Origin of the sequence: Proteus sp. CA142267 (assembly GCF_003336825.1) — a bacterium.
GTDB lineage: Bacteria > Pseudomonadota > Gammaproteobacteria > Enterobacterales > Enterobacteriaceae > Proteus > Proteus terrae.
The window spans coordinates 172446-198337 of record NZ_QPMG01000002.1; the positions used below are offsets into that span (position 1 = coordinate 172446).

Sequence of the window (25892 nt, forward strand, 5' to 3'; positions counted from 1 at the left end):
ATCTTCCTCTAACTTTTTAGCATTAATTATTCTAATTAAATCTTAAATAACATTTAAGATTCAAAAGTTATAAGTAATAAATAAAGGGTTATTTATAACCATTTGAATTAATGCTATTTTTTAATTGATTAGAAATATTTGAAATTAGATTAAAATTATCAAAGTGTTTTTATTGAGATTATATTGCATAAATAAAATAACAATCTAACAAGTCGTTTGATTAAAAAAACGATTTTTTTATTATTCTTTTAACAGGGGAAATAATTATGGGAACCAGCGTTTTTGATTCGGTTTTATTAAAGAATTTATGGTCAACAGAAGAGATGAGAACTATTTTTTCTGATAAAACTAGAATGCAAAATTGGCTTGATTACGAAGCCGCATTAGCGATTGAGCAAGCTGAATTAGGTTTGATCCCAAAAGAGGCTGCAAAAGTGATTGCAGACACCGCGAAACTTGAAAAGCTCGATATGGATTATGTATTAGAACAAGTGCGTCTTACTCGCCATCCATTAGTGCCAACAATTCGTGGTTTAGAACATGCTTGCCCAGAACACTATGGGGAATACGTTCACTTTGGTCCAACAACACAAGATGTTATTGATACGGGTCTTGTACTGCAACTAAAAGATGCTCATCATACTTTCTTACGTGATATCAAAGTATTAGGTCGTGCGTTACTTTCATTAAGTGAACAACATCGCAACACTCCAATGGTTGGGCGTACATTAGCCTTACAAGCTCTGCCAATTACATTTGGCCATAAAACTGCAATTTGGCTAACAGAGTTAGCGCGTCATTATCAACGTCTTAAAGAGATCGAACCTCGCTTATTTGTCGGTAGTGTTGTTGGCGCGGTGGGTACAAAGGCCTCTTTAAGCGATAAAGCTGATGAATTAGAAGCCCGTGTATTAAAACGCTTAGGTTTAGGTGTACCTGAAATTTCATGGCAACCTGCGCGTGATAGATTCAGTGAATATGGCATGTTAATGGGCTTAATTAGCGGAACTCTAGGTAAAATTGCTAATGAAATCCTACTATTAGCACATAACGAAATTGATGAGCTATCCGAGCCTTTCAGCAAAGGACAAGTGGGCTCTTCGACCATGCCACATAAACGTAATCCTGCCATTGTTGAAAATGCGGCCTGTGTGAGTAATACCCTAAAAGCGAATCTTTCTGTTTTAACGGATATGATGAAACACCAACATGAGCGTGATGGTGCAATCTGGAAAATGGAATGGAAGATCATGCCAGAAATGTGCCTGATGCTGTCTGTCATTTTCGATAATATGAAAACAGTAATAGGCGGACTGAATGTGCATGTTGAGAAAATGCGCGAAAATATGGATATTCTTGGTGGCTTTATGCTGGCAGAGCGTGTGATGTTTGCATTATCTGATAAAGCGGGTAAACAAACCGCACATGAAATTGTGTATGAAGCATCAATGTCTGGGCAAGAAGAAGGCATAACCTTCGTTGAAGCGATAAATCGCGATACCCGTATTCGTGATCACATTACTCAAGAAGAGCTTGATGCACTTTTAGATCCAACGACATATGTCGGTAATGCGCCCGCCCAAGTTGATCGTGTTGTCGCACAAACCAAAGCCTCTGGCTGGTTAAATGACTAAGTGACTTAATTACATCCAACCTTCTTATTATCTAAAAGCCGGTGATATTGCTGGCTTTTTCTTATCTATTACGAGGTGTTTATGACATTGAGTCAGCAGTTAGCCCAATTTATTACTACAACCACTTTCTCTGATTTACCTGCTCAAGTTGTTAGCCGAGCCAAAATTCATTTATTAGATACATTAGGTGTTGCACTTGCTGGAAGTGTGCAACAAAGTGCGATTCAAAGTCGTCAAGGTGTGGCTTTTTTACCTGATAGCCAAGGTAACATTCCGATTTGGGGAAGTTCGCTAACAGCAAGCACTACGGTGGCGGCACTGACAAATGGTATTGCATCACATGCCTTAGATTTTGATGATACACACACTGATTCGATTGCACATGGTAGCGCGGTATTAACGCCGATTGCTTTTGCATTGGGTGAGTCTATTGGTGCGTCATCAAAAGATATTTTAACGGCATGGGTGATTGGCTGGGAAGTGGCAGCAAGAGTAGGCTTAGCAAGCCATAGTGGATTTCATCAGCGAGGTTTTCACGCCACAGCAATTGCTGGAATTTTTGGCGCAACAGCTTGTGCCGCTTCACTATTAAAGTTAACGCCAGAACAAACTGTGAATGCAATAGGCCTAACAGGAAGCCAAGCAGGAGGTGTGGCAGAATATCTTACTAACAGTTCATCTTCTAAATGCTTTCATGCGGGATGGGCTGCACAATCAGGTATTATCGCAGCATCATTAGCAAAAGGCGGAATGACAGGTCCTGACACAATATTTGAAGGTCGTTATAGTCTTTATCAAACACATGGTATTAAAGAGCAAGCACAACCAGAACAAGTGGCATTAGGATTAGGTGATGTGTGGGAATTTTTAAATGTTTCTATTAAGCCTTATCCGGTATGCCATTTCGCTCATGCGACTGTGGATTGTGGGCGTAATTTGCTGAAAAAAGGGATCATGGCTGATGATATTGATAGTGTTGAGTGTGTTGTCGATCCGGTAGCGGCTGCTTTGATTTGCGAGCCACTTGAAACAAAATGGGCACCTCAAACCGCGTATGGGGCTAAATTTAGTTTGCCATGGTTATTTGCTGCGGGTTTTCTAGATAACGCTTTAACGCTCTCTTCATTATTACCTGAAAACCTACAACGGGAAGATATTCAGTTATTAGCGAAGCGTGTAAGTTATCGTTATCCCGAAAAAGGGGAGATCCCATTTCCTACCTATTTCCCGGGATTAATTTTCGTGACATTAAAAAATGGCGAGAAGATCACGGAAAGATTAGACATTCAATACGGTAATCCGAAAAATCCAATGGCAGATAAAGATGTGATCAGTAAGTTTTACGATAATGCATCTTTGGTGATAGAAGCAGAACAATCAGCACAGTTAGTTGAAAAAATACTGCATTTCGACAATGTCACTGTTTCAGAGATAACACAATTATTACGTATTAAAGAAATAGAAGGTTAGGCTGAAATAATGCAAACAAGGTGATTGTATAAAGGATTGGTTTTAACTACCAATCCTTTACTTATTGTCTCGCACACATAAATTCAGATGTACAAACTACCTTCTCACCAATTTTCACCATACCAGAAAAGCTAACAATTGTGCGTCGTTGTCGGCGAAATTGGATCTCAATATGTAGCTGATCGCCCGCTTTTACCACGTCATAAAAACGCGCATTTTTTATACTGGCAAAATAACATTGTTGATCTTTACCCATTGGTGAAAGGTAGTAATGGGCAAGAACGCCAGAAGCTTGAGCCATACTTTCAAGTAGTAATAAAGGTGGATAAAACTCACCAAAAACAACCGTATCATTGGTTGTGATATTTTTAATGGCTGTTAATTTGCCACTGGCAAGTTCAGCTGGCTCAGAAATAACGCGATCAATTAATAAGAATGGATAACGATGAGGCAATATTTCCATTATTTCACTGACGGAAATGGGCATATATTTTCTCCTCGTTATGGTGATAGGGCAAGCTCAGTTTTACAACAACGGTGGTTATTATTTCATTCTTATTCAATATGGTACAGCATTGACCTGTATTTTTGATAGGAAAATTGAGTTAAACAAATAACAAAGACCAAAATAGGAAAAATCTAGCCTTTGTTATTTCTGAATAAGAATAGTTTATTAATCAAGGCGAGCAATAATTTGGCGTAGATCGTTCATTGCTGCTTCATTTAGAGGCTCTTGCGGTAAAATAGGTGAGCCGACTTCAAAGCCTTGAATATTTAAGGATGCTTTAATACATGATGCGAGCGAGTACTTTGTAAACGCTTCATTGATTTGCCACATCTCTTTTTGTTTTGCTAGTGCTGTATCAAAATCGCCTTTTATTGCTAGCTCATACAGTTCAACACATTGCTTTGGCAGCACACAAGCAGGGCCCGCCATCCAACCTACACCGCCAAGTTTTAACACCAACAATGGAATATGAGCTGAAGCACTAAAGATTTTAACGCGCTCACCAAAAGTATTGATCATGGTGAGTAAGCGACCTGTATTGCTTGAGGCATCTTTAATATATTCAATATTCGGGATATAGCTAAGCTCATTGAATAAAGAGATAGGAAGAACATCGCCCAAAAGTCCCGGGTTGGTATAAATTGTCATGGATTTTTCAGGAAACGCTTCGGCGATAGTTCGGAAATAACCGGCTTGTGCGGTTTCGCTTAACGGGTACATTTTTTGTGAAATTAAGACCATGCCATCGACGCCTAATTGAGCGTATTGTTCAGCTTGATGACAAGCATCAGCAGTTGAAAAGCCTGCAACACCCGCAATAACGGGAATTCGACCTGCGGTTTGATCAACTGTAATACGCACAATTTCATTGCGTTGTGTTTGAGAGAGATAAGCATATTCCCCCGTGCTACCTAATGGACTTAAACCATGAACGCCACACAAAATCAAATGTTCGACTAATCGGCGTAATGAAGCTTCGAGGATGGTGCCTTTTGTTTGATCAACAGGTGAAACAAGGTAAGGAAAAATGCCATGAAATTGGGTCATAATCAGTGTCCTGTTTTATGGTTTTAATATTTTATTACTTTGGTTATCAACACGATTTAAGGGCTTTAAAATCTCTACTCTTGTTGAAGTGTTATGTCAGCATGATTAATCACTTCATTTTGTTCATTTTTTAATGAATCAAACAGTATTTGTGCTGCTTTTCCTGGGCTATTGGCATTGAGATACAGGTTATAGCTAATTGCGGGTAAAGGAGGTAGGCCTTCTTTTTCACCTAAAATACGTAAGTCATCACCTGAAAGCTCAATTGAACGCGCCATAATACCTAAGCCTGCCCGCACTGCTGCTCTGGCACCAGAAAGCGTGGTTGCAATATAAGCGATTCGCCAACGAATACCTTGTTGATCAAGGTGATTTATCATCATATCGCGGTATGTGCTGGGTTCATCTAATACAACTAACGGTAAGGGTTCATCAAGATCAAATCGGAAGTGTTTTCCGCAATACCATAAAGAGGGGGAAACACGTAATACAATTTTGGGATAACCCACATGTTCTTCAGTGGAAATGGCTAAATCAAGCTCGTTGTTTTCTAACATAGACATTAAAAACGGACTACGTTTAACAATAATTTCCATGATGAGGCGAGGATAGGCTCCAGAAAAACGCGCGAGAAGATCAGGTAAAATCGTGTTTGCCGTATCATCTGGAGAGCCAATTTTTAAGATCCCATCAATTTCTTCATGCATCAATGAAAGACAGGCTTCATCATTCAAACGCAAAATACGGCGAGCATAATTAAGCAATTGCGTACCTGCTTCTGTCAGCGTTTTGTTTCGTCCTTGGCGAGCAAATAGCTCTTTGCCTATCAGCGATTCAAGTCGTTGCATTTGCTGGCTTACGGCAGATTGTGTACGACAAACAGACTCAGCCGCCGCTGCAAAGGTATTTCCATCGACAACAGCAACAAAGGTTCGGAGCAAATCAAGTTCTAAGTTAAAAATAGGGCGCTTTGCAGAGGTCATTATAGATATCTCTTAACTGGTGTTGTGTTTAATAAAACCAATAAATCACATTTTTTATAAGACTATTTTAGATGTTACGTAATGAATACTCATACTATGAAGAGTTGAATTAATAATCTATAACAAAGCTCAATAATTTCGAGATGTTATCCATTCTTTGATGAAAAAGGAGAGCAAACGAAGGTAACTACTGATTTTTATACAGTGTTATGCGACAATGGCGCCTTTCTTAAAATCAGTTACAGAGTGGTTATGTCCCTTTCTCAATCAGTTAAAAATCAAATAAGTCAGTGGTATAAAGCCCTACCTGAGCATATCGAAGGGTTTATTCCGCGTGCGCCACAGCGTGAAATGATAGCTGAGGTGGCTAAGACTTTTTCTGATGAAATGGGGCGTCATTTAGTGATAGAAGCCCCAACTGGCGTGGGTAAAACACTCTCTTACCTTATTCCGGGGATTGCAATTAGTCGTGATGAGAAAAAACCACTGATAATCAGTACAGCCAATGTGGCACTGCAAGATCAAATTTATAGTAAAGATCTACCATTACTTAAAAAAATCATTCCTGATCTTACGTTTACTGGCGCTTTTGGTCGTGGACGTTACTTATGCCCTCGCAATTTAGATGCGATTTGTGCAACAGAAGGTGAGCAAATTGACTTAATGTTTTTGCTTGAGGATAAAGTTGATGTGGCGACAAGTGCAGAAAGAGAAATTTGCCTAGAGCTGAAAAATGATTTCACTAGTTTTGGTTGGGATGGTTTGCGTGATCACCATAAACGCGCATTAACAGATAGCTTATGGCGTAAAATCAGCACGGATAAGATGAACTGTTTAGGGCGCAATTGCCAATATTATCATCGTTGTCCTTTCTTTATTGCCCGCCGTGAAATTGATGAAGTGGATGTGGTTATTACCAATCACGCTTTAGTGATGGCGGCAATGGAAAGTGAATCTGTGTTGCCAGATGCTAAAAATCTACTTTTGGTACTTGATGAAGGGCACCATATTCCTGATGTTGCGCGAGATGCCCTTGAAGTTGAAGGGGAAATAACCTTAGTTGCTCTTAATAATCAGCTTGATAATATCACTCGCCATGTTAGCCAGTATTTAGCGCAATTTATTCCGATAAGGCCGCCTAAATTGGCTGATCCTATTCGTTTTGATGCCCATATCGCTAAGTTGCGTGAAGCTTATCAAGAGGTTGATACATTTACACGCGCACTATTGCCAGAACGTAGTGAGCAAGATGAATACCTCTTCCCGTTAGGTGAATTGCCTGAACAACTTCTGTTAAGTTGCCAGACATTATTTAAGCTAACAGATGGTTTAAAAATGTTGGGCGAAGCCATTTTAAATGATTTGACAGAGCGTACTGCAAAAGAAGATGTTGTACGTTTACATCGTGCTATTTTAACGACCAGTAGAATGGTGGGTTATTTAGAAAATATGGCAAAACTGTGGCGCTTAGCCACATTAGAGCAAACCTCAAAAGCGCCAGTATCCAAATGGTTAACGCGCCGTTACGATAAAAAGCAGTCTCATCTCTATTTTCATTGTGCTGGCATTCGTGTTAGCGAACAACTGACGCAATTGTTGTGGAAAAATATCCCACATGTGGTTATTACTTCTGCGACATTACGCTCATTAAATAGCTATTCTCGTATTCAAGAATTAACAGGCTTAAGTGAGCATTTTGATGATCGCTTTATTACATTGTCTTCGCCTTTTGAACATAAAGAGCAAGGTAGATTAGTTATTCCTAAAATGCGTTATGAACCGACCATGAGCCATGAACGTGAACATTTAAAAGAGATGGCGCGTTATTTTCGACACAGTATGGAAGAGAATAACCACAGAGGCCAATTGGTTTTATTTAGTAGCCAGCGAGCAATGGAAGGCTTTTTAGAAGAAGTGAAAGATTTACGTTTGTGCTTATTAGTGCAAGGCGATCAGCCACGCTATCGATTAGTCGAAACACATTGTAAGCGTATTGATGCGGGTGATAATAGCGTGTTGATAGGTTTGCAATCTTTTGCAGAAGGGCTCGATTTAAAAGGGGATTATTTAACGCAGGTGCATATTCATAAAATTGCTTTTCCGCCTGTGACAGATCCTGTGATTGTGACAGAAGGAGAGTGGCTTAAATCGCTAAAACGTTATCCTTTTGAAGTGCAGAGTTTACCGAGTGCATCGTTTAATTTAATTCAGCAGGTTGGGCGCCTTATTCGTAGTCATCTTTGTCACGGTGAAATAGTGATTTATGACAGACGCTTGCTAACAAAAAACTATGGTTCGCGTTTATTAACCGCGTTACCTATTTTCCCTATTTATCAACCAGAGATGCCTAAAGAGAAATAACTTTTTATTATTTTATAGAGATCTCTCTTTTATTAGTGATTTATTCTTCCCTAACTTATTTTTATATGATTATAAATAACTTATTAACAAATAGAGGTTGTTTACTATAATTTTTTATTTTTAATAAAATAGAGATTATATTTTTTGTTAAAAACAACATATCTTACCTTATGATTAAATATATTTAATCATTTCCTTGTTATTTTTAGGTTTTAATGTGTCTAATATTATTAACTTGCATTTTTTATGAATCTTATTAATATTAAGAAAATAAAATTGTATTTTATTTGAAATATAATAATTTATTTACATAAATTAATATAATTACAACAAAATAAATTTTTATATAATAATATACTTATTTTTATTAATTTAGAAAAAGTGCATATTTTATTTAGATATTATTCATGTGATATTTTTATAATTATATATATTTTTATTAAATATTGCACAGTAATCATTTTTTTATTTAGTTAAGATAAACGCTCAATAAATTTATAAAAAATAACACGTATTATAATGCATTGATTTTTAATTAATTTTTTGGTTTATTTGTTTGATTTTCTATCGTTTCTCTATAGAGGTTTTTTTATGAAATTATTTTTATTTTGATATGCGTCAATAAAGTTAACTATATTTAATCAATAAGATTGTAAGCTATTTTTTTTTAATTTCTCTTCAGTACAATATCTCTCATAAACACCCTATCACTTATTGAATTAAAAAAATCTCTCCTGATTTTCTTAAATGAAACGATGATTGCTGATAGGGTGTTTTTACATAAAAAATTCATTTCACATTAAATCGATGCTTATTTTAAGTATTGATTTTTTTATTAATGAAATAATACAAATATTTTTAACAAAAAATAACTTTTAACTCTTTATATATTATTACCTTTAAACGGTAATTTTACTTATATATTAAAGCAGGAGCATTGTAAAAAGATGAAATCTATTCTTCCTACAAAAGAAGAAAGTGACGAGAAATTATTATCTCGACGCTCTTTCTTTTCATTTGCTGGAAAGGTAAGCCTAGCCGCAGGGGTAACCGCTGTCACAGCGGGATGTGATGGCAATATTTCTGGTGGTACAGGTTGGGTTCCTGAGCAATATAATGCGAAAGGCACTTTCCCAGTTCAAGTAAGGGGTCGTATCCCTATTGATCCTAACAACGTTGCCATTTGTCGTGATGACAAAAAATGTATTTTATGTGGTCAATGCGTTGAGGTGTGTGAAAAAGTACAAACCGTAATGGGAAACTATGATTTACCGCTAATTGATAGTGTTCCTTGTATCGATTGTGGTCAATGTACTCTTTGGTGCCCAACAGGAGCAATAACAGAAGTTGATGACACAGACAAGGTTATTAGAGCGTTATTAGATCCAGCCTTGCATGTTGTTGTACAAACAGCGCCAGCAACAAGAGTTGCATTAGGTGAAGAGTTTGGTATGAAGCCCGGTGAAGACATTGAGTTACTTCAAGTGGCAGCACTTAGAAAACTAGGTTTTGATAAAGTTTTTGATACTAACTTCTCTGCTGATTTAACCATTATGGAAGAAGCAACGGAATTACTACAAAGAATTCAAAATAATGGTGTATTGCCTCAATTTACTTCTTGTTCCCCCGGTTGGGTTAAATTTTGTGAAATGTTTTACCCTGAATTAATTCCTAATCTCTCTTCTGCAAAGTCACCCATGACAATGCTTGGTTCGATGATAAAAACGTATTACGCCAAAGAACAAGATATCGATCCTAGTAAAATTGTTTCTGTTGCCATTATGCCGTGTACAGCTAAAAAATCAGAAGCTGCTCGCCCTGAAATGAATGGTGCAAGTGTGTTATGGGAAAAACCAGATCTCCGCGATGTCGATATCGTTCTAACAACAAGAGAACTCGCAAGATTAATCAAAAGCCACAATATCGATTTAACTTCACTTCAACCCGCAAACTATGACCGTCTTATGTCTGAATATAGTGGTGCTGGTGCTATTTTCGGTGTAACTGGCGGTGTTATGGAAGCTGCAGTTAGAACCAGTTACTACTTTATTACAGGTGAAAGACCACCAGAGCCTCTATTTAATTTACAACCTGTACGCGGATTAGAAGGCATTAAAGAAGCCGCTGTGAATATACCGAGTGTAGGAGAAATTCGTGTCGCAGTCTGTTCTGGTATGGGAAATGCTCGCCCCGTTTTAGAAGCTATTCAAAATGGGGAAAAATCGTGGCATTTCGTTGAGTTTATGGGATGTCCAGGGGGATGTATTGCGGGTGGCGGTCAACCTCGCTCAGCATTACCGCCTTCTGATGAAATTAGAGCATTACGTATGAAAGCGCTGTATAGCAAAGATGAACGCGCCACAATCCGCTTAAGTTATGAAAACAGCGAAATTCAAAGTATTTATAAACAATTTTTAGGCGAACCTTGTGGTGAGCGGGCTCATCAATTGCTTCATACGCATTATCAAGATCGCAGTATTCATTTTAACAAAAAGAAAGCTTAAAGATTGAGGAAACACATTATGTCTAAAGGTGTATTAGTCGATCTTACTAAGTGTATCGGCTGTGGTAGTTGTACAGTTGCATGTAAAATGTACAACGAAAATAAATGGATAGAAGAAAGACAACCTACCAGTGGCGAAAATGCAAAATTAGCAGATGAAAACTGGACGGTTATAAAAACAGTTACTGTTGAAAAAGAAGATAAAGCGGTTTGGCGTTACGTTAAAGAGCAATGCTTCCACTGTATTGATCCTGCGTGTGCTTCGGCATGTTTTGCAAAAGCATTTCAAAAAACGTCAGCTGGGCCTGTGGTTTATTATCCTGATCTTTGTGTGGGATGCCGTTATTGTATGGTGGCATGTCCATTTGATATTCCTAAATATGAATGGGAAAAATCACTTCCTTATGTCACTAAATGCATGATGTGTTCTTCTCGTGTGGAAGAAGGACAATCTCCGGCTTGTGTCGCAGTATGCCCAACTCAAGCTTTAGTTTTTGGTGATAGACAAACCTTATTAGAAAAAGCGAAAGAAACCATTTCGAATAATCCTAACTATGTTCAGCATATTTATGGTGAAAAGGAAGTTGGGGGAACGGAATGGCTCTACATTTCTGATGTGCCGTTTAAAGATCTTGGGTTTAAAACAGGATTAACTGAAAAACCACTCTCTTCTTACACTTCTGATTTTATGAAATATACGCCAATTGCGGGAGCAACTTGGGCTGTGATCCTCGGCGGTATCGCGATGTTTAATCACCGAAAAGATAGAGTCAACCAAGATGAGCAATTACATCAAGAACAAAAGAAAAATGGCAAGGATGATGAAACAAGGAGATCAGAATGAGTGTTATCGATAATACGACCAGCTTTGGTAAGTGGCGTTTTCCTATGACACCTGTACGCTGGGTACTTGTTGTCATTAGTTTGATTGCAGTCGGACTTATTTTATTTCGTTTAGTCACAGGACTGGGATTAGTAACCAATCTTAATGATGAGTGGCCGTGGGGTCTTTGGATCTCGTTTGACGTGATGTGTGGTGTGGCGTTGGCGGGTGGTGGATATGGTACTGCATTGATTGTTTATGTTTTTAAACAAGAACAATTTTCAAGTATTGCGCGCAGTGCTGCATTAACCTCATTAATTGGCTATTTATTGGTGATGGTAGGGCTTTTCCTTGATATTGGACAGTGGTGGAATTTTTGGCGTCCATTAGTTTCTCAAGGGCATAGTTCAGTGCTTTTTGAAGTCTTTATTTGTGTTTCTGTTTATACCAGTGTGCAATTAATTGAATTTGGTGAAGTCGCAACTGAGCGTATCGGGCGTAAATACCATCAATTTTTCCGAAAAATATTACCTGTATTATTGGTGATTGGTATTGCTATTCCATCTATGCATCAATCATCACTCGGGGCGCTCTATTTATTAATGGTGGATAAATTACATCCATTGTGGTGGTCGCCAATTATTTTCTTTCAATTTTTAATATCGTCATTTTTTGTTGGCCCTGCAATGATAGCGGTTGAAACTGCATTAGCAGGTAGAGCATTTAATCATAAAGTTCCTATGTCTGTATTAAGTGGATTAATTCGAATTTCAGGTTATGCAATGCTTGTTTATTTAGCTCTAAAATTCGGCAGTATTATTGCTGAAGGTAAAGTGAGTTACCTTTTTGAAGGTAGTTTTGAGTCTTTATTCTTTTGGATTGAAGTCGGTTTTGGCATTATTGTTCCACTGATTATCTGCTTTTCTCCATTAATAAAACGTCGTCATTGGGTAGTTACATTTGGTGTACTAGTCGCTTCTGGCGTTATTTTAAATCGTTATAACGTTGTGGTGACAGGAATGGTTACATCAACGGGTGTATCCTATTGGCCATCATTACCAGAATTAACCATCACTATTGGTCTTGTTGCGATGGGTGTTCTTGCATATTTATTTATCTGTGAGAATTTTCGCATTATTGAACATGATGAAGCCAATCATTAACAGATTAAATGCCCAATTTAACGTTGGGCATTTTTATTTAACGATAAGTAGAACTATAAATATGCCTATTTTAAAAAAGACCTTATGGTTTATTTCATCTTCTTTGCTTTCGATAACAACAATATTTAATTATGCTCAATCGAATGAAAGTAAACCTGAACGTATAATTGTGAGTGGTTCAAAAGCAGAAAATATCTCGAATCATACTTATAATGTTGAAGCTGAAAAAATAAGTAATATTGCTGGAGGAACAAATTTAATTACTGTAGATAAGGAAAATCGTTTATTAACACTTAATGACGCATTAAAAAACCAACCTGGCGTTGTTATACAAAGTTTATTTGGTGGATTAGATCAACCTCGTTTAAGTATTAGGGGATCTGGTATTCAAAGTGCACCTCTTTCCAGAGGGGTATTATTATTGCAAGACGGTTTACCGCTGAATGAAGCGGATGGCAGTTTTCATTCGAGCATGATTGATGTGCATGATGTGCAATTTGTGAGTATTCGTCGGGGGGCTAACAGTACTCAATTACAAAGTAATAATTTAGGGGGGGAACTCGACTTTATTACTTACACAGGAAAAGATAGCCATAATCAATTGCGTTATGAGCAGGGCTCTTTTGGGCGCCAAGGTATGCAAATGGCATTCGGCGGTGATAGTGAAAATCATCCGATTGATGCAAGAATAAGCCTAAGCTACGACCATTATGATGGTTATCGTGAGCATTCAGCTTCCCAGCGTAAAGCAATGCGTTCAACATTGGGTTACACATCAGATAATTTTGAAAACAGAATATGGATTAATTGGACAGATTTGCGTTTTGATGTTCCAGGTCCTGCAACTTCACAAATGCTTGAGGACGATCCTAAATCGGTATTACCAGCAATCAAGAAAAAAGATCCTCATAGAAATGTTGAGCAATTACGTATAGCCAATAAATCGACATGGAACAGTGATGCTCACGATATTCAATTTGGCTGGTGGTATTCACAAACACACGATAATTTTAAAACGCCTAGCCATTATCAATTTGTAAATTATTACACTAAAGGGGCTCAACTTAATTATAAATTAGAGACAGAGCTTATTAGTTATCGTACCGCATTGGCTTGGGATCATTCTGTAATGAAAGATGATATCGAAAAAAATCCTAAAGGTTGGCTAGGACGATTCGATGGTCGAGCTGAAAATATTTATGCATTTTTAGGGGCGGGAATACATATTACAAATAGTGTATTGGTTAACCTTGATTTAAAAGGTACTCATGCAAAAAGGGATCTGTTTTCTAGTCATAATCAGCTTGAGCAGTCATTTAATTTTCTAACGCCAAAGGTCGGGATTATTTGGTATCCTAATTACCAGACTCGCTTGTTTGCCAATGTGAGTATAAGCCATGAACCAGCTTCTTTTAATGATATTATTAACCCTAAGGCACCATTAAATAAAGTGAACCTTTTAAAGCTATCACCTCAAAAAGCAACTAGTTTTGAGATAGGTAGTGATGTGGAGTTAACCGACAACATCAGTTTTAGCGCAGTATTCTATCGCAGCCTGATTAAAGATGAATATATCACTTCGCATGATACAGAAGGAAATATTGTTGATATTTATAATTATCCAGCAAAAACACGTCACCAAGGTGTAGAGTTAGGTTTAAATGCAATTCAACCGCTTCCAATGGGTGATATTCTTTATCGAACAACATGGACTTATAATGATTTTCGTTTTATGGGGGGGGAATATAATCGGAAATATATTGCAGGTGTTCCTAGAAATCTTATTTCAGGTGAAGTTTATTACCAAGTAAATGGATTGAAATTTGGCCCCACAGTATATTGGTCACCAACCAGTGTTGCAGTTGATCATGCCAATCACCTTAATATTCAAAAAAGTAAACCATACGCATTGTTAGGATTTAATGCACATTATCAATATGATAATCAGTGGTCTACTTATCTGAATTTGGACAATATTACGAATAAACGTTACGCAGCAAGTACATTAGCGAATCCTACTGTGAATAAAAACGATGCCTTACTGTTTCCAGGAAATGGTTTTAGCGTTAATGCTGGTGTCGTCTATAAATTTTAACTCTATAGTAAAAAGACAAAGGCTGCCTTAAATGACAGCCTTTTTCATTATTAATAACACAATTAATAATGTATTTTTATATGTAGATTAATTCTCAATATTGGCTTCAATAAACCATAAGAATTTATCAAGATCACGCGATGCTGCGGTAAACATATCAGCGGTATCTTCGTCTTCAACTTCGTCAATAGCTTTACGAATATCATTTGCAACGACAGCATAGCGATCAGCCAGTGCTTTTAAGTGATCTTGTACATCATGAATATCCAGAGGATAAGCTTTTAATGGTGTTTTCTTACTCACCACTTGTGCAGTACCTAATACAGTGCCACCTAATTGAACAACACGCTCTGCAAACTCATCGGTATGCTGATTAATGGTATCGCGGAAACCGTCAACCATCTCATGGACAGAAATAAAGTTTCTGCCACGCATATTCCAGTGCGCTTGTTTTGTGATGAGAGATAGGTCGATAAACTGCGTCACCATCTGTTGCAATAACTCGATAGCATGTAGTTTTACGCTGTCATCAAGGTTATTACGGGTATAAAGCAGAGTTGAAGGTGTGGATTTGACTAATTTAGCAGTACTCATAATCGTTCTCCCTAAATAATTAATAACTCAATATCTTAATTTCTGTTAATTATGATAGTAAATTATTAATGGTTAGTCTTATCGATTGATACTATTAAATTGATAGGTCATCTATTAAAAAAATCTAATCTATCGAAATAACCTATTTAGGGTAAGACAATACGCACAAAATAGCAATGATAGGCCAGTAAAGTTATTATTTAATAAGTAAAAAGGATCATAAGATCCTTTTTAAATAAATATTTATTTCTTATAAATAAATACGGTTAAATAATTATTTAACCTCTTCAATTTTGGTTTTGCTTTTTATGGTTGCCGTTGAACCAATTGAAGCTAACACAATAAAGGCGAGGGCAACCCATTGTATTAACGTCAAATGTTCGTGTAAGAAAATAATACCAATAAAGGCACCCATACAAGGTTCTAAGCTCATTAAAGTCCCGAACGTTTTAGCGGGTAAGCGTGTAAGAGCAATCATTTCTAAAGTATAGGGGAAAGCGGTTGATAAAATCGCAATAGCTAATGCAACAGGCAAAATTGACCAGCTAAACATAATATCTGGGCTACTCTGTAACATACCAATAGGAACGAAAATAAAAGCAGCAACTAATGAGCCAATAGAAACCGTTGCCGCGCCGTAACCTTTGCCTGCACGTTGTCCGAATACAATATATAACGCCCAACCCACACCTGCACCCAGTGCATAAAGGATACCTAGAGGATCTAATCCATGAATATTATCGCCAATAGGCAGCAATAATCCTAAGCCAGCAATGACTAAAATTATCCATAAAAAGTCGATGGCTCTGCGCGATGAAAACATAGCAACAGCTAAAGGGCCTGTAAATTCAAGGGCAACAGCAATACCTAAAGGAATGGTTTCAAGGGCGAGGTAGAAAAGGTAATTCATCATCCCTAAAGATAAACCATATAAAAACAGTGGTATAATTGATTCTCGAGTGAACTTAAGTCGCCACGGTTTAAAAATAAAAAAGAGGATCAAAGTACCCAATAACAGACGTAACGCCGTTACAGCGGGGGCACCAATAACAGGAAATAGGCTTTTAGCAAGGGATGCGCCACTTTGAATTGAAAGCATGGAGAGAAGCAAAAGAAGCACAGGGTAAAACACCTGTAATTTAGCTGAGTGTCTGGCTGACAACATCCTATAAAACCTCGTCAATAATCAATCGTATGTGTCTTTGTTAGCGGAGAACAAAGGATCGCATAATATAAATTAAAACTATCTGTTTTAATATAGTTATTCATTAATAAATATTTTTTATTTTAAATTGGTTGAGTTAAATTAGCTTTATTAAGAATTAATTTATTTTTAATAAAATAAAAAACGGCCTCTTATAAGTATAAGGGTTGATAATGATTAAATATATATGTGCGATAAAAAGTGTAAAAACACTTTTTTTAACCTTTTTTATTAAAAGTACCTTCAGTATAATTCCAAACTCGTTTTAACTAGCTAAAAGAGAATAAAAAATGAGTAAAATAAAATCTATCGCAGTGTATTGTGGTTCTAGTTTAGGGGCTTCACCTATTTATAAAGAACAAGCAATTATTTTTGCCAAAGAGCTGGTTAAACGTAATATTACCTTAATTTATGGTGGTGCAAGTGTAGGAATTATGGGAACACTCGCTGATACTGTATTAGCCGAAGGCGGAAAGGTGATTGGCGTTATTCCTACGCTATTAGAAGGGCGTGAAATATCACATAACAATCTGACTGAACTGCATATTGTTGAGACCATGCATCAGCGTAAAAGTAAAATGATTGAACTAGCTGAAGGTTTTGTCGCTTTACCCGGTGGCTTTGGTACATTAGAGGAGTTTAGTGAAGTCTTTACATGGAGCCAAATTGGTTTGCATCAAAAACCATTGGGCATACTTAATATCAATCAGTTCTATGCTCCATTATTAATGATGATTGATAAAATGGCGGACGAACAATTCTTACATGAAAAATATCGCAATATGGCAATTGTAGAACAATGTCCTATTCAATTATTAGATAAATTTGAAACATATATTGCCCCCCCTGTAAAAACCTACAACAAATAAAGGTAAAAAATGATAATAATAAGAAAAGCAATTTTGTCTGATGTAGAAGAAATTAATACGCTTTACACCCATTTATTTAATGAAATGGCGAATTTACAACCCGATCGATTAAAACCGGGTAAGCAAGATGAAGCTTTTATTATTAATGGAATAAAAAATGATAAGTTTCATCTTTTAGTGGCAGATTTAGACGGTAAAGTAGTTGGATTTAGCATGGCGCAAATTCAAGAAACACCGATGTTTAACTGCTTGGTTCAGCGTAAATATGCTTATATTTATGATATTGTTGTCGATCCTTCTGTACGTAGCCAAGGCGCAGGCAGTTTATTATTAACAGCGATGAAAGAGTGGGCTAAATCAGAAAAAATGACGCATCTCGAGTTATCGGTATTAGCTGAAAATGGTGCAGCAAAACGTTTTTACGAACGTGAAGGATTAAAAGAAGTGAGCACAGTGATGGGGATTGCTTTATAGCAGATCCAATTTACGTTAATTCTCATAGGATTAAGTGCATAGATAAAAATAAACCCGCTTTACACGGGTTTATTACTTATATTATTCAGCTAAATTGTGGGTTTCCCCGCAATGATCGTACACAATACCCTGACATTTTCAACATCTTCTGCCGATATTTCAAACAGGTTTCTATCTAATACAATAAAATCGGCAAATTTTCCGGCTTCTAATGATCCAATTTGTCTATCCATATCCAATGCTTGAGCAGCATTAATAGTGGCTGCACGTAGGACTTCAATTAATGTTAGGTTACGATCATTATCAAGACGAGGACTTGTTGCATCTTTTTGACGAGTCATTGCGACTTTAAAATCGTACCATTCATTAAGTGGATCAATTGGCCAATCGCTACCAAAAGCAACAGTAACGCCAGCATCAATAAACTTGCCAGCAGTCTCTAGATAGTCACAGCGAGATTTACCCAGCATTTCAATATCTTTTTCGATATTGCTCTGTTCTGCCGCCGCCCATTGGAAGGAGAGAAAAGGGTAGGTTTTTAATTGTGTAAAACGAGCGTAATCTTTTTCATACATCAATTCATTATGCGCAAGCCCCGGTCTAATGTCTTTCTCAGGTAAGGCTTCACGCATTGCACTAATGGCATCAAGAGCCGTACTAATTGCACCTTCAGCAACAGTATGAATATGAGGGTGATAACCAGTACGGGCAATTTCGGTGACTAGCGGCGTTAAAATTTCAGGTGGAAAATAGAGATCGCCAATATGATCAGAATCTTGCCAGTGTGGCGTGTCATCAGTGCCAACATTGATACGATAAGGTGTGTGTAAGCGCGCTGTCATAATCGGCGCTTGCAATACACCATCAAGGAAAAGTTTGATATGGCGGATTGCAACACTAGGTTGAGCATTTTCGCTGATTTGATGCCATTGTGAAAAATGAGTGGCAGCATGGAGTACAGCGTTTGGAATATCTTCAATACAAGGTACATCATCCGGTGTGATTTCAACGGCATTCTCCACGCGAAGAGTCAGCTCGCCTGCTTTTCTTAATGTATTAAAGGCGCGTAATTGAGGCTCGCCTACACGCGCATCCATTATAGTGGTCACGCCTTGTTCATTTAATAATTTTTGAACATGACGGGCTATTTGCAGGTTTTGTGCTTCAGTTAGTGGCGGTAACCTATCAATGGCTTGCATTGCTGGCGCATCTTCAAGAATACCAATAGGTGTTCTATCACCATCACGCTCAATATTTCCATCAGGTGGATCGGGTGTTTCGGCGGTGATATTTAACAACTCTAAAGCACGAGAATTAGCAAGAACACTATGACAATCGCTAGAAAAGAGCAAAATAGGACGAGTCGTATTTAAGGTATCAAGGTGATAACGTGTCATTTGCACGCCTTCAGGTTGCATACCTTCACGATACCATGCGGAGACTTTTAACCATTCGGTATCACCATCAATAAAGTTTTCATCAAGGTATTTCTGAATACGCAATAAAATGTCATCGATAGAGAGCGATTGATAATCAAGATGGCAACCCGCTAATGTTGCGCCACCCCAAAATGGGTGCATATGTGCATCAATAATGCCCGGCATGACTATTCTTCCCTGTAAATCAATCTGCTCAGTATTTTCATTACAGTAAGAAAGTAAGCCCTCTTTTTTACCAGAAGCAATAATTACACCTTGGCTGATCGCGATAGCATCAACAATATTGTTATTTTGATCAGCGGTATAAATAAGCCCGTTGTAATAGAGAGTGTCTGCAATTTGAAATGTCATTCTTCTACCTTGTATTGCGTTTTAAGCACATAGAACGCATGCTTAAATGATTATTCTGCTTATAGGGCATCCTGTTGCGTTTTGACGCGGGCGGTCATAGTAGAATTAAATCAGAGTGAATACTACAAGCTTATTACATCGACTTAACGAAAAATACGACTTAGAGGGCAATTAAAATGCTTAAAAAACAGATTAATACCTCTCTCTTTAAAAGGTGATAAGGTAAGTTTAAAGAAGTTAGACTTACCTTATTTAAGATAGAAAGTGGTTAGTTATCTGGTGATTTGGCAGAACACACTTCACAATGCGGATTTTTAGGTAATTTGAATTCACGAAATTGCATACGCATGGCATCAAACATCAATACCTTACCATGTAAGTTTTCACCATAACCAGTGAGTAATTTAATGGCTTCAACTGCTTGTAATGTGCCAATGGTACCCACAACAGGCGCCATTATACCAGCTTCAACACAACTTAACGCATTATCACCAAAAAGATGACTTAAACAGCGGTAGCAAGGCTCGTCATCTTGGTAGGTGAATACACTGATTTGGCCTTCCATTCGAATGGCTGCACCAGAAACAAGGGGCTTTTTCTGATGAAAGCAGAGACGATTAAGTTGCTCGCGTACTGTCACATTATCAGTACAATCCATAACAATATTATGTTGGCTAATAAGCTCGGCTAAAGCCTCATCCTCAAGTAATGCATCGACGGTTTCTATCGTGACATGAGGATTAATGGCTTCTAATGTCGCTTTTGCAGATAGCACTTTAGGTTGACCAATCGTGGCGTCGCGATGAAGAATTTGGCGCTGAAGATTAGAAAGGGAAACTGTATCAAAATCTAATAATGTGAGTTTTCCTACACCTGCGGCGGTAAGATATTGCGAGGCACTACATCCTAAGCCACCCGCGCCAACAATCAATACAGAGGCACTTTTCAGCGCCTCTTGCCCGTCAAAATCAAAACCCCTTAATACAATTTGGCGATTGTAGCGCAGCGTTTCTTCATCGGTTAATTCAATACTCATAAAGGCTATTCACTTTTTAATAGAGAATTAAATAGCTCAATAGTAACAGTTTCACCAGTTGCAACTTTACCGCGTTCACGCTCTAAAACGATAAAGCAATTAGCGACACTAAAGGAGCTATAAACGTGTGAGCCTTGATGACCAGAGGTATCTACTTGCCATACACCTTCTGCATTAATACTTGCAATACCACGTTGAAAATCAAGGCGACCTGCTGATTTTTTTAATGGTGATTGAGCAATAGCTTGGAAACGTTGTGGCGCTTTCCAATGGCTAAAGCCTGACAACCGCGCGATCAAAGGCTGAACCAATTGATAGAATGTCACGGTTGCTGACACTGGGTTACCCGGTAAACCGCAGAACCATGCATTATGTAATCGACCAAAGGCAAAAGGTTTTCCCGGTTTAATGGCAAGTTTCCAAAAACCAATTTCACCAATTTCATCAAGAATTTGTTTGGTGTAATCGGCTTCACCCACAGAAACACCACCACTGCTGATCACCAAATCTGCTTCTTTATCAGCCTTTTTAAAGGTTTCACGCAGTTTTTCCGGTGAATCAGGAATAACCCCTAAATCTAAGACTTCACATCCTAATTTTTCAAGCATTAAACGTACCGCAAAGCGGTTAGTATCATAAATTTGACCTGCTTTTAATGGCTGGCCAATGGTTTGTAATTCATCACCCGTTGAGAAAACAGCCACTTTTAAACGACGATAAACTTGTACTGTTGCTACACCTAAAGAGGCGATTAAAGGTAATTGCGCTGTTGAAAGCTTAGTGCCAGCTGGTAATACAATGTCGTTTTCTTTAATATCTTCACCAATACGACGAATATTTTGGCCTTTTTTAGCAGGGTGTGGAAAACGGACACCATTTTCAGTCACTTCAGCTTCTTCTTGCATTATGACAGTATCAACACCTCCAGGAACCATTGCCCCTGTCATAATGCGTACACATTGCCCTGCAGGAAGTTCTCCTTCAAAAGGAATACCTGCGAACGATTTACCTGCAACAGGAAGTGGAGTTTGAGCTTCTAAGTCAGCGTAACGAAGTCCATAACCATCCATTGCCGAATTATCAAAAGGCGGAACATTCAGTGGAGATGTAATATCTTCACTTAGAATATAATCTGCGGCGTTATTTAATGGAATGTTAAGGGTATTGGTAATTGCCAGCGGTTTTTCAAGTAGTTTTTCTAGCGCTTCATCAAGAGATAATAAACCGCTAACGTGACATTGACTCATCATATACTCCAAGATCTATCGAAATGTTCTGTTTTATTTCATGATACTAATCTATCACGATGAACATCATCATGTCAGAGATCATCTTGTGAATAGAAAGAAATGAAACTTCTTATTACAAAAATGTTAACTATCTGGGGTTAATGTGTTGCTTGTTCTGTTATTAATGGGCGGCACATTAAAATGATAAAACAAAATAATGGATATCCATGAATACTTCAAATCACCAAAGTCATTCAGCACAAGCTTTTCATATCGCTTTTAGTGGGTTTCTTGCTTTAGTGGTTGCAATGGGAATAGGGCGTTTTACATTTACACCTCAAGTGCCATTGATGATTGCAGAATATCAATTGACGCTAACAAGTGCGGGCATTGTCGCTGCATTTAATTATCTTGGTTACCTCGCGGGCTCTTATGATGCGATGAAAGCCATTAAAGGTGTAGGATATCGTTTGTGGGCTGGTCTTTGGGGCGCGGTGATAATCACTCTGTTATCTGCTTTTTTAAATGATGCTTTTACACATAGTATTGCGCGCTTTTTTATTGGCTGGGCAAGTGGTTGGACGCTAGTGTTGGTGGCTTCATGGGCTAATGAGTTACTGGCTCGTCTTAATCGACCTGCATTAAGTGTGGCAGTTTATGCAGGAACGGGTGCAGGTATATTTATTAGCGGTATTCTCGCCGTGTTAATTATGAAATGGCAAATGAGTGCGACGGCGGGGTGGTTAATTTATGGTTCTCTTGCTTTTATTTGTGCCATATATGTGAGCTATCATCTTCCCAAACCTTGGAAAATGAGCAGAGAAGAAGTAAAAGTTGCCCCTTTAACGCTCACCCCAGCGATGAAAAAGCTGATTTGGGGTTATACCTTTGCTGGATTTGGTTATATTTTACCTGCCACATTTCTTTCTCAAATGGCGGCAGAGCGTTTTCCGGGTAGCTTGATCGCGCAATTTGTTTGGCCTGTTTTTGGTGCTTCAGCTGCATTGTGTATCGGGATCGCCATTTTAACGCGTAACATACTAAATACGCAGTTACGCTTAGCTATTACGCTTTGGTTACAAGCATTAGGTATTTTGATTGCAGAGTGGATACCGACGATAACAGGGCTTGCAATAGGCGCTTTCTTAATTGGTGGCGGTCTTATGTGCGCTGTACAGCTTGCTTTTTTACGAGGCAGAGAACTAGCACCTGATCATGGGCGTTATATGGCGGGTTTACTCACCACTTTTTATGCCATCGGACAATTAGTTGGCCCCGTAATTTCTTCACTTTCAACCGCATTAACAGGAAAATTAGAACCTGCACTTTATGTTGCTTTTATTGTGTTGATAATCGGTGGTTTTCTGGTGTGTTTAAAAGAAAAAGAACATCAGTAAACTAAAAATAGCTCATACAAAAATGCAATAATTTCATAACGAAAAATGCGGTATCGCTGGATAATGTGATTGAGGTCATCTAAAGTGTAGGCTGTTGTTGCTCAGTGTGATAACAGCTACTTAATTAATGTGTTTATCGGAGAGTCCAATGTCATCATTAAGTAAAGAGGCGCAATGGGTGCATGCTGCGTTAGTTGAACGCGGTTTGGAAACGCCTCTTCGTGAACCAAAACTCTCTCCAAGTGAGAGTAAACAGCAAATTGAACATCATATGACAGAAGTGATGAAGCTGTTAAATCTGGATTTGAGCGACGATAGTTTAGCTGAAACACCTCGTCGTATCGCTAAAATGTATGTTGATGAAATCTTCTCAGGGCTGGATTACCACAACTTCCCAAAAATCACGCTAATTGAAAATAAAATGCAAGTTGATGAAATGGTGACAGTACGAGATATCACATTAACAAGTACTTGCGAACATCACTTTGTTACCATTGATGGTAAAGCGATTGTGGCTTATATCCCGAAAGATAAAGTGATTGGGTTATCTAAAATCAATCGTATTGTGCAATTCTTTGCTCAACGCCCTCAAGTTCAAGAACGCTTAACACAGCAAATTCTTATCGCATTACAAACGTTACTAGGCACAAAAAATGTGGCTGTTTCTATTGATGCGGTTCACTACTGTGTTAAGGCTCGTGGTATTCGTGATGCAACTAGTGCAACAACAACTACCTCGTTAGGTGGGTTATTTAAATCGAGCCAAAATACGCGTCAGGAGTTTTTGCGCGCTGTTCGTCATCTTTGAGATTTTAAATAAAAATGAATAAATCGTCCCATCAACGTATCGAAGCTCTCGATGCGTTGAGAGGAATGGCGATCCTTGGCATTTTATTGCTCAATATTTCAGGTTTTGCATTATTAAGAGTGGCTTCATTTAACCCATTACATTCGGGAGAAGCCTCTTTTGGTGATCGTATAACATGGATGGCATTAAATCTGTTTGCTCAAGGAAAATTCCTCTTTATTTTTGCGTTGCTATTTGGTGGTACGCTTTATCTCCTTTTGCATAAAGGAGCGCGTTTTAATATATCGCGGTTAGTTGTGCTGGCATTGATTGGCCTTATTCACACACTATTCATTTGGGAAGGTGATATTTTATTTCCATATAGTATATGCGGTTTATTTGTTTTCGCGTTTATTAAATCAATAGCGACAAAACACCAGTTTATATTGGGAGTAATACTCTATTTTTGTGGCGCACTTATTTTAGGTGCGTTGTTTTACTATTATCGTGACTTTATTGATACCGTTTGGTACAGCACGCCATATTCTCAATTGGCTGAATCAGATTGGAAAACAGGGCCTTATTTAAATAGTGTTTATTATCGTTTGAATGAGCTAAGTCTTTTTGTTTTTAATCTAGTACGTCAATACAGTTGGTTTTTGTTTGGTGCGATGTTGATGGGCTCTGCATTAATGGCGTCGGGTTGGTTACAGCAGAAATTTAGTCGTGCTCATTATGGCCATGTGGCACTTTATTTCCTCACAATCAGTTTAAGCTTACAAACAGCTATTGTGCTGGTGGATTATTACCTTGATTGGGATTACCGCTGGGCGGCTATTTTGGCACAACCTTTAACCATGCTGATCCAAGTGATGCAAAGTTTGGGGTATATTGCGTTGTTTTATTGGAGTTGGGATATTATTCAACACTCTTATTTTGCCTATGCTTTACGTTGTGTTGGCAAAATGGCGTTAACAACCTATTTAATGCAAAGCTTTATCGGGATTTATTTATTTCAGCGTATGGGACTATTTAATCAATATACTCTACCGGAATTGATGCCTTTTGTTGCTATCATTTGGGCAATCAATATTGCTTTTGCTGTGATTTGGTTACATTATTTTCCACAAGGACCAATAGAGTGGATCTGGCGTAAATCAACTTCAAAATTAGCGCAATTCTTTTAGGTTTTTTCATGATTATTTTCGTTCAGAGGAAGTGATTCGACTTCCTCTGGTGAAACCGCAGGATAACCTTTAATGCCTTCTGGAATAGATTGTATTGCAGGAATAGTTTCTGGCGGCCCTAAAAAGCGTGGTTCACGGTTTAGAATATACACATCAATCATTGCGCCTGCTCTGGCAAATACTTCGCGTACACGTACTTTAAACATGCTTTTAGGGGATGCAACCGCAAAGCATTGTGCGTCAATTCCTTTTTCTAATGCGATAAAAACGGCTCGTTCACAGTGAAAGCGCTGAGTGATAATGGTAAATCCGTCTGTACCAAATACCTCTTTTGTTCGTACTACTGAATCAAGTGTTCTGAATCCTGCAAAATCCATCACAATACGAGAGGCCGGAATGCCTGCTTTAATGAGATCTTTACGCATCGTATTCGGTTCATTATAGCTGTGCTTGGCATTATCACCGCTGAGTAATAAATACTGAATTTTGCCACTATTATAAGCATTAACAGCGCCTTGGATGCGGTATTGATAAAACTGATTTATATAACCGCTGGTATAGTACTTCGATGTGCCTAATACCATTCCTACCTTTTTAGCAGGTAGCGTATCCACATCTTCAAAGATATAAGGATTGGTTTTCCAACCGATCCAGCGATCGCAGGCAATCAAGATGACAGCAAGCAGAATAAAAAGTGTGAGAAAGAGATAAATGAGGCGTTTTAGCATTTCCTTGCCT

At 38.0% G+C, this 25892-nt stretch carries 21 protein-coding genes; 12 read left to right on the plus strand and 9 right to left on the minus strand.

Annotation, left to right across the window (positions count from 1 at the left end; genetic code table 11):
- Positions 1-266 precede the first annotated feature (266 nt).
- Positions 267-1634 (plus strand): adenylosuccinate lyase, encoded by a 1368-nt coding sequence (gene purB, locus C0T34_RS06550; protein WP_075672765.1) that lies wholly within the window; start codon positions 267-269, stop codon positions 1632-1634.
- Positions 1635-1715: 81 nt separating this feature from the next.
- The gene (locus tag C0T34_RS06555) at positions 1716-3104 is read left to right on the plus strand and encodes an MmgE/PrpD family protein (protein ID WP_098943811.1); all 1389 of its coding nucleotides are present in this window, start codon (positions 1716-1718) and stop codon (positions 3102-3104) included.
- Between the two features lie 61 nt (positions 3105-3165).
- Here C0T34_RS06555 and fabZ read toward each other — a convergent pair whose 3' ends face one another.
- The 3 genes from fabZ to C0T34_RS06570 form a co-directional block, all read right to left on the minus strand.
- On the minus strand, positions 3166-3591 hold the full coding sequence (gene fabZ, locus C0T34_RS06560; RefSeq protein WP_098943810.1) for a 3-hydroxyacyl-ACP dehydratase FabZ: 426 nt from the start codon (positions 3589-3591) through the stop codon (positions 3166-3168).
- A gap of 186 nt (positions 3592-3777) precedes the next feature.
- Positions 3778-4659, minus strand: coding sequence for a dihydrodipicolinate synthase family protein (locus tag C0T34_RS06565; protein WP_098943809.1), 882 nt, complete (start codon positions 4657-4659; stop codon positions 3778-3780).
- A 74-nt stretch (positions 4660-4733) separates the two neighbouring features.
- Positions 4734-5642: a LysR family transcriptional regulator gene (locus C0T34_RS06570; protein ID WP_098943808.1), complete on the minus strand. Its 909-nt coding sequence runs from the start codon at positions 5640-5642 to the stop codon at positions 4734-4736.
- A gap of 252 nt (positions 5643-5894) precedes the next feature.
- Between C0T34_RS06570 and dinG the strand changes: the two genes are divergently transcribed.
- The 5 genes from dinG to C0T34_RS06595 all read left to right on the plus strand — a co-directional run bounded on the left by dinG (position 5895) and on the right by C0T34_RS06595 (position 14587).
- Positions 5895-8003, plus strand: a complete 2109-nt coding sequence (gene dinG / locus C0T34_RS06575; RefSeq protein WP_109849882.1) for an ATP-dependent DNA helicase DinG — start codon at positions 5895-5897, stop codon at positions 8001-8003.
- Between the two features lie 947 nt (positions 8004-8950).
- Positions 8951-10507, plus strand: a complete 1557-nt coding sequence (locus C0T34_RS06580; protein WP_098943806.1) for a [FeFe] hydrogenase, group A — start codon at positions 8951-8953, stop codon at positions 10505-10507.
- An 18-nt stretch (positions 10508-10525) separates the two neighbouring features.
- Positions 10526-11350, plus strand: coding sequence for a 4Fe-4S dicluster domain-containing protein (locus C0T34_RS06585; RefSeq protein WP_098943805.1), 825 nt, complete (start codon positions 10526-10528; stop codon positions 11348-11350).
- On the plus strand, positions 11347-12492 hold the full coding sequence (nrfD, locus tag C0T34_RS06590; RefSeq protein WP_098943804.1) for an NrfD/PsrC family molybdoenzyme membrane anchor subunit: 1146 nt from the start codon (positions 11347-11349) through the stop codon (positions 12490-12492). The genes C0T34_RS06585 and nrfD overlap by 4 nt, the downstream gene beginning before the upstream one ends.
- 61 nt (positions 12493-12553) lie before the next feature.
- Complete coding sequence (locus C0T34_RS06595; protein WP_109849883.1) at positions 12554-14587, plus strand: TonB-dependent receptor; 2034 nt, start codon at positions 12554-12556, stop codon at positions 14585-14587.
- 87 nt (positions 14588-14674) lie between these two features.
- On the opposite strand, the gene dps is transcribed toward C0T34_RS06595, so the two are convergent.
- Positions 14675-15181 carry a DNA starvation/stationary phase protection protein Dps gene (gene dps / locus C0T34_RS06600; RefSeq protein WP_023581243.1) on the minus strand — a complete coding sequence of 169 codons (507 nt, stop codon included), beginning with the start codon at positions 15179-15181 and terminating at the stop codon, positions 14675-14677.
- Between the two features lie 274 nt (positions 15182-15455).
- Complete coding sequence (gene rhtA / locus C0T34_RS06605) at positions 15456-16346, minus strand: threonine/homoserine exporter RhtA (protein WP_075672772.1); 891 nt, start codon at positions 16344-16346, stop codon at positions 15456-15458.
- A 329-nt stretch (positions 16347-16675) separates the two neighbouring features.
- Here rhtA and C0T34_RS06610 point away from each other — a divergent pair, with 329 nt between their 5' ends.
- Entirely contained in the window at positions 16676-17254 is a 579-nt protein-coding gene (locus C0T34_RS06610) for a TIGR00730 family Rossman fold protein (protein ID WP_109849884.1), read from the plus strand.
- Between the two features lie 9 nt (positions 17255-17263).
- Entirely contained in the window at positions 17264-17728 is a 465-nt protein-coding gene (locus C0T34_RS06615; protein ID WP_098943800.1) for a GNAT family N-acetyltransferase, read from the plus strand.
- A gap of 89 nt (positions 17729-17817) precedes the next feature.
- On the opposite strand, the gene C0T34_RS06620 is transcribed toward C0T34_RS06615, so the two are convergent.
- The 3 genes from C0T34_RS06620 to moeA form a co-directional block, all read right to left on the minus strand.
- Positions 17818-19518 (minus strand): amidohydrolase, encoded by a 1701-nt coding sequence (locus tag C0T34_RS06620; RefSeq protein ID WP_109849885.1) that lies wholly within the window; start codon positions 19516-19518, stop codon positions 17818-17820.
- Positions 19519-19786: 268 nt separating this feature from the next.
- Positions 19787-20554, minus strand: coding sequence for a molybdopterin-synthase adenylyltransferase MoeB (gene moeB / locus C0T34_RS06625; protein ID WP_098943798.1), 768 nt, complete (start codon positions 20552-20554; stop codon positions 19787-19789).
- A gap of 5 nt (positions 20555-20559) precedes the next feature.
- Positions 20560-21801 (minus strand): molybdopterin molybdotransferase MoeA, encoded by a 1242-nt coding sequence (gene moeA, locus C0T34_RS06630; RefSeq protein WP_109849886.1) that lies wholly within the window; start codon positions 21799-21801, stop codon positions 20560-20562.
- A gap of 209 nt (positions 21802-22010) precedes the next feature.
- Between moeA and C0T34_RS06635 the strand changes: the two genes are divergently transcribed.
- From C0T34_RS06635 to yeiB, 3 genes are all read left to right on the plus strand, one after another.
- Positions 22011-23180, plus strand: a complete 1170-nt coding sequence (locus tag C0T34_RS06635) for a YbfB/YjiJ family MFS transporter (RefSeq protein WP_098943796.1) — start codon at positions 22011-22013, stop codon at positions 23178-23180.
- Between the two features lie 148 nt (positions 23181-23328).
- Positions 23329-23988 carry a GTP cyclohydrolase I FolE gene (folE, locus tag C0T34_RS06640; RefSeq protein ID WP_023581251.1) on the plus strand — a complete coding sequence of 220 codons (660 nt, stop codon included), beginning with the start codon at positions 23329-23331 and terminating at the stop codon, positions 23986-23988.
- A gap of 14 nt (positions 23989-24002) precedes the next feature.
- Complete coding sequence (gene yeiB / locus C0T34_RS06645; RefSeq protein WP_098943795.1) at positions 24003-25154, plus strand: DUF418 domain-containing protein YeiB; 1152 nt, start codon at positions 24003-24005, stop codon at positions 25152-25154.
- On the opposite strand, the gene sanA is transcribed toward yeiB, so the two are convergent.
- A complete protein-coding gene (sanA, locus tag C0T34_RS06650) occupies positions 25151-25882 on the minus strand; it encodes an outer membrane permeability protein SanA (protein ID WP_098943794.1) in 732 nt (243 codons plus the stop codon). The two genes, yeiB and sanA, sit on opposite strands and share 4 nt — an antisense overlap.
- Positions 25883-25892 lie beyond the last annotated feature (10 nt).

Excerpts from the sequence above, each read along its gene's own strand:
- purB (WP_075672765.1), top strand. The coding sequence starts at position 267 with ATGGGAACCAGCGTTTTTGATTCGGTTTTATTAAAGAATTTATGGTCA.
- C0T34_RS06555 (WP_098943811.1), top strand. The coding sequence starts at position 1,716 with ATGACATTGAGTCAGCAGTTAGCCCAATTTATTACTACAACCACTTTC.
- fabZ (WP_098943810.1), bottom strand. The coding sequence starts at position 3,591 with ATGCCCATTTCCGTCAGTGAAATAATGGAAATATTGCCTCATCGTTAT.
- C0T34_RS06565 (WP_098943809.1), bottom strand. The coding sequence starts at position 4,659 with ATGACCCAATTTCATGGCATTTTTCCTTACCTTGTTTCACCTGTTGAT.
- C0T34_RS06570 (WP_098943808.1), bottom strand. The coding sequence starts at position 5,642 with ATGACCTCTGCAAAGCGCCCTATTTTTAACTTAGAACTTGATTTGCTC.
- dinG (WP_109849882.1), top strand. The coding sequence starts at position 5,895 with ATGTCCCTTTCTCAATCAGTTAAAAATCAAATAAGTCAGTGGTATAAA.
- C0T34_RS06580 (WP_098943806.1), top strand. The coding sequence starts at position 8,951 with ATGAAATCTATTCTTCCTACAAAAGAAGAAAGTGACGAGAAATTATTA.
- C0T34_RS06585 (WP_098943805.1), top strand. The coding sequence starts at position 10,526 with ATGTCTAAAGGTGTATTAGTCGATCTTACTAAGTGTATCGGCTGTGGT.
- nrfD (WP_098943804.1), top strand. The coding sequence starts at position 11,347 with ATGAGTGTTATCGATAATACGACCAGCTTTGGTAAGTGGCGTTTTCCT.
- C0T34_RS06595 (WP_109849883.1), top strand. The coding sequence starts at position 12,554 with ATGCCTATTTTAAAAAAGACCTTATGGTTTATTTCATCTTCTTTGCTT.
- dps (WP_023581243.1), bottom strand. The coding sequence starts at position 15,181 with ATGAGTACTGCTAAATTAGTCAAATCCACACCTTCAACTCTGCTTTAT.
- rhtA (WP_075672772.1), bottom strand. The coding sequence starts at position 16,346 with ATGTTGTCAGCCAGACACTCAGCTAAATTACAGGTGTTTTACCCTGTG.
- C0T34_RS06610 (WP_109849884.1), top strand. The coding sequence starts at position 16,676 with ATGAGTAAAATAAAATCTATCGCAGTGTATTGTGGTTCTAGTTTAGGG.
- C0T34_RS06615 (WP_098943800.1), top strand. The coding sequence starts at position 17,264 with ATGATAATAATAAGAAAAGCAATTTTGTCTGATGTAGAAGAAATTAAT.
- C0T34_RS06620 (WP_109849885.1), bottom strand. The coding sequence starts at position 19,518 with ATGACATTTCAAATTGCAGACACTCTCTATTACAACGGGCTTATTTAT.
- moeB (WP_098943798.1), bottom strand. The coding sequence starts at position 20,554 with ATGAGTATTGAATTAACCGATGAAGAAACGCTGCGCTACAATCGCCAA.
- moeA (WP_109849886.1), bottom strand. The coding sequence starts at position 21,801 with ATGAGTCAATGTCACGTTAGCGGTTTATTATCTCTTGATGAAGCGCTA.
- C0T34_RS06635 (WP_098943796.1), top strand. The coding sequence starts at position 22,011 with ATGAATACTTCAAATCACCAAAGTCATTCAGCACAAGCTTTTCATATC.
- folE (WP_023581251.1), top strand. The coding sequence starts at position 23,329 with ATGTCATCATTAAGTAAAGAGGCGCAATGGGTGCATGCTGCGTTAGTT.
- yeiB (WP_098943795.1), top strand. The coding sequence starts at position 24,003 with ATGAATAAATCGTCCCATCAACGTATCGAAGCTCTCGATGCGTTGAGA.
- sanA (WP_098943794.1), bottom strand. The coding sequence starts at position 25,882 with ATGCTAAAACGCCTCATTTATCTCTTTCTCACACTTTTTATTCTGCTT.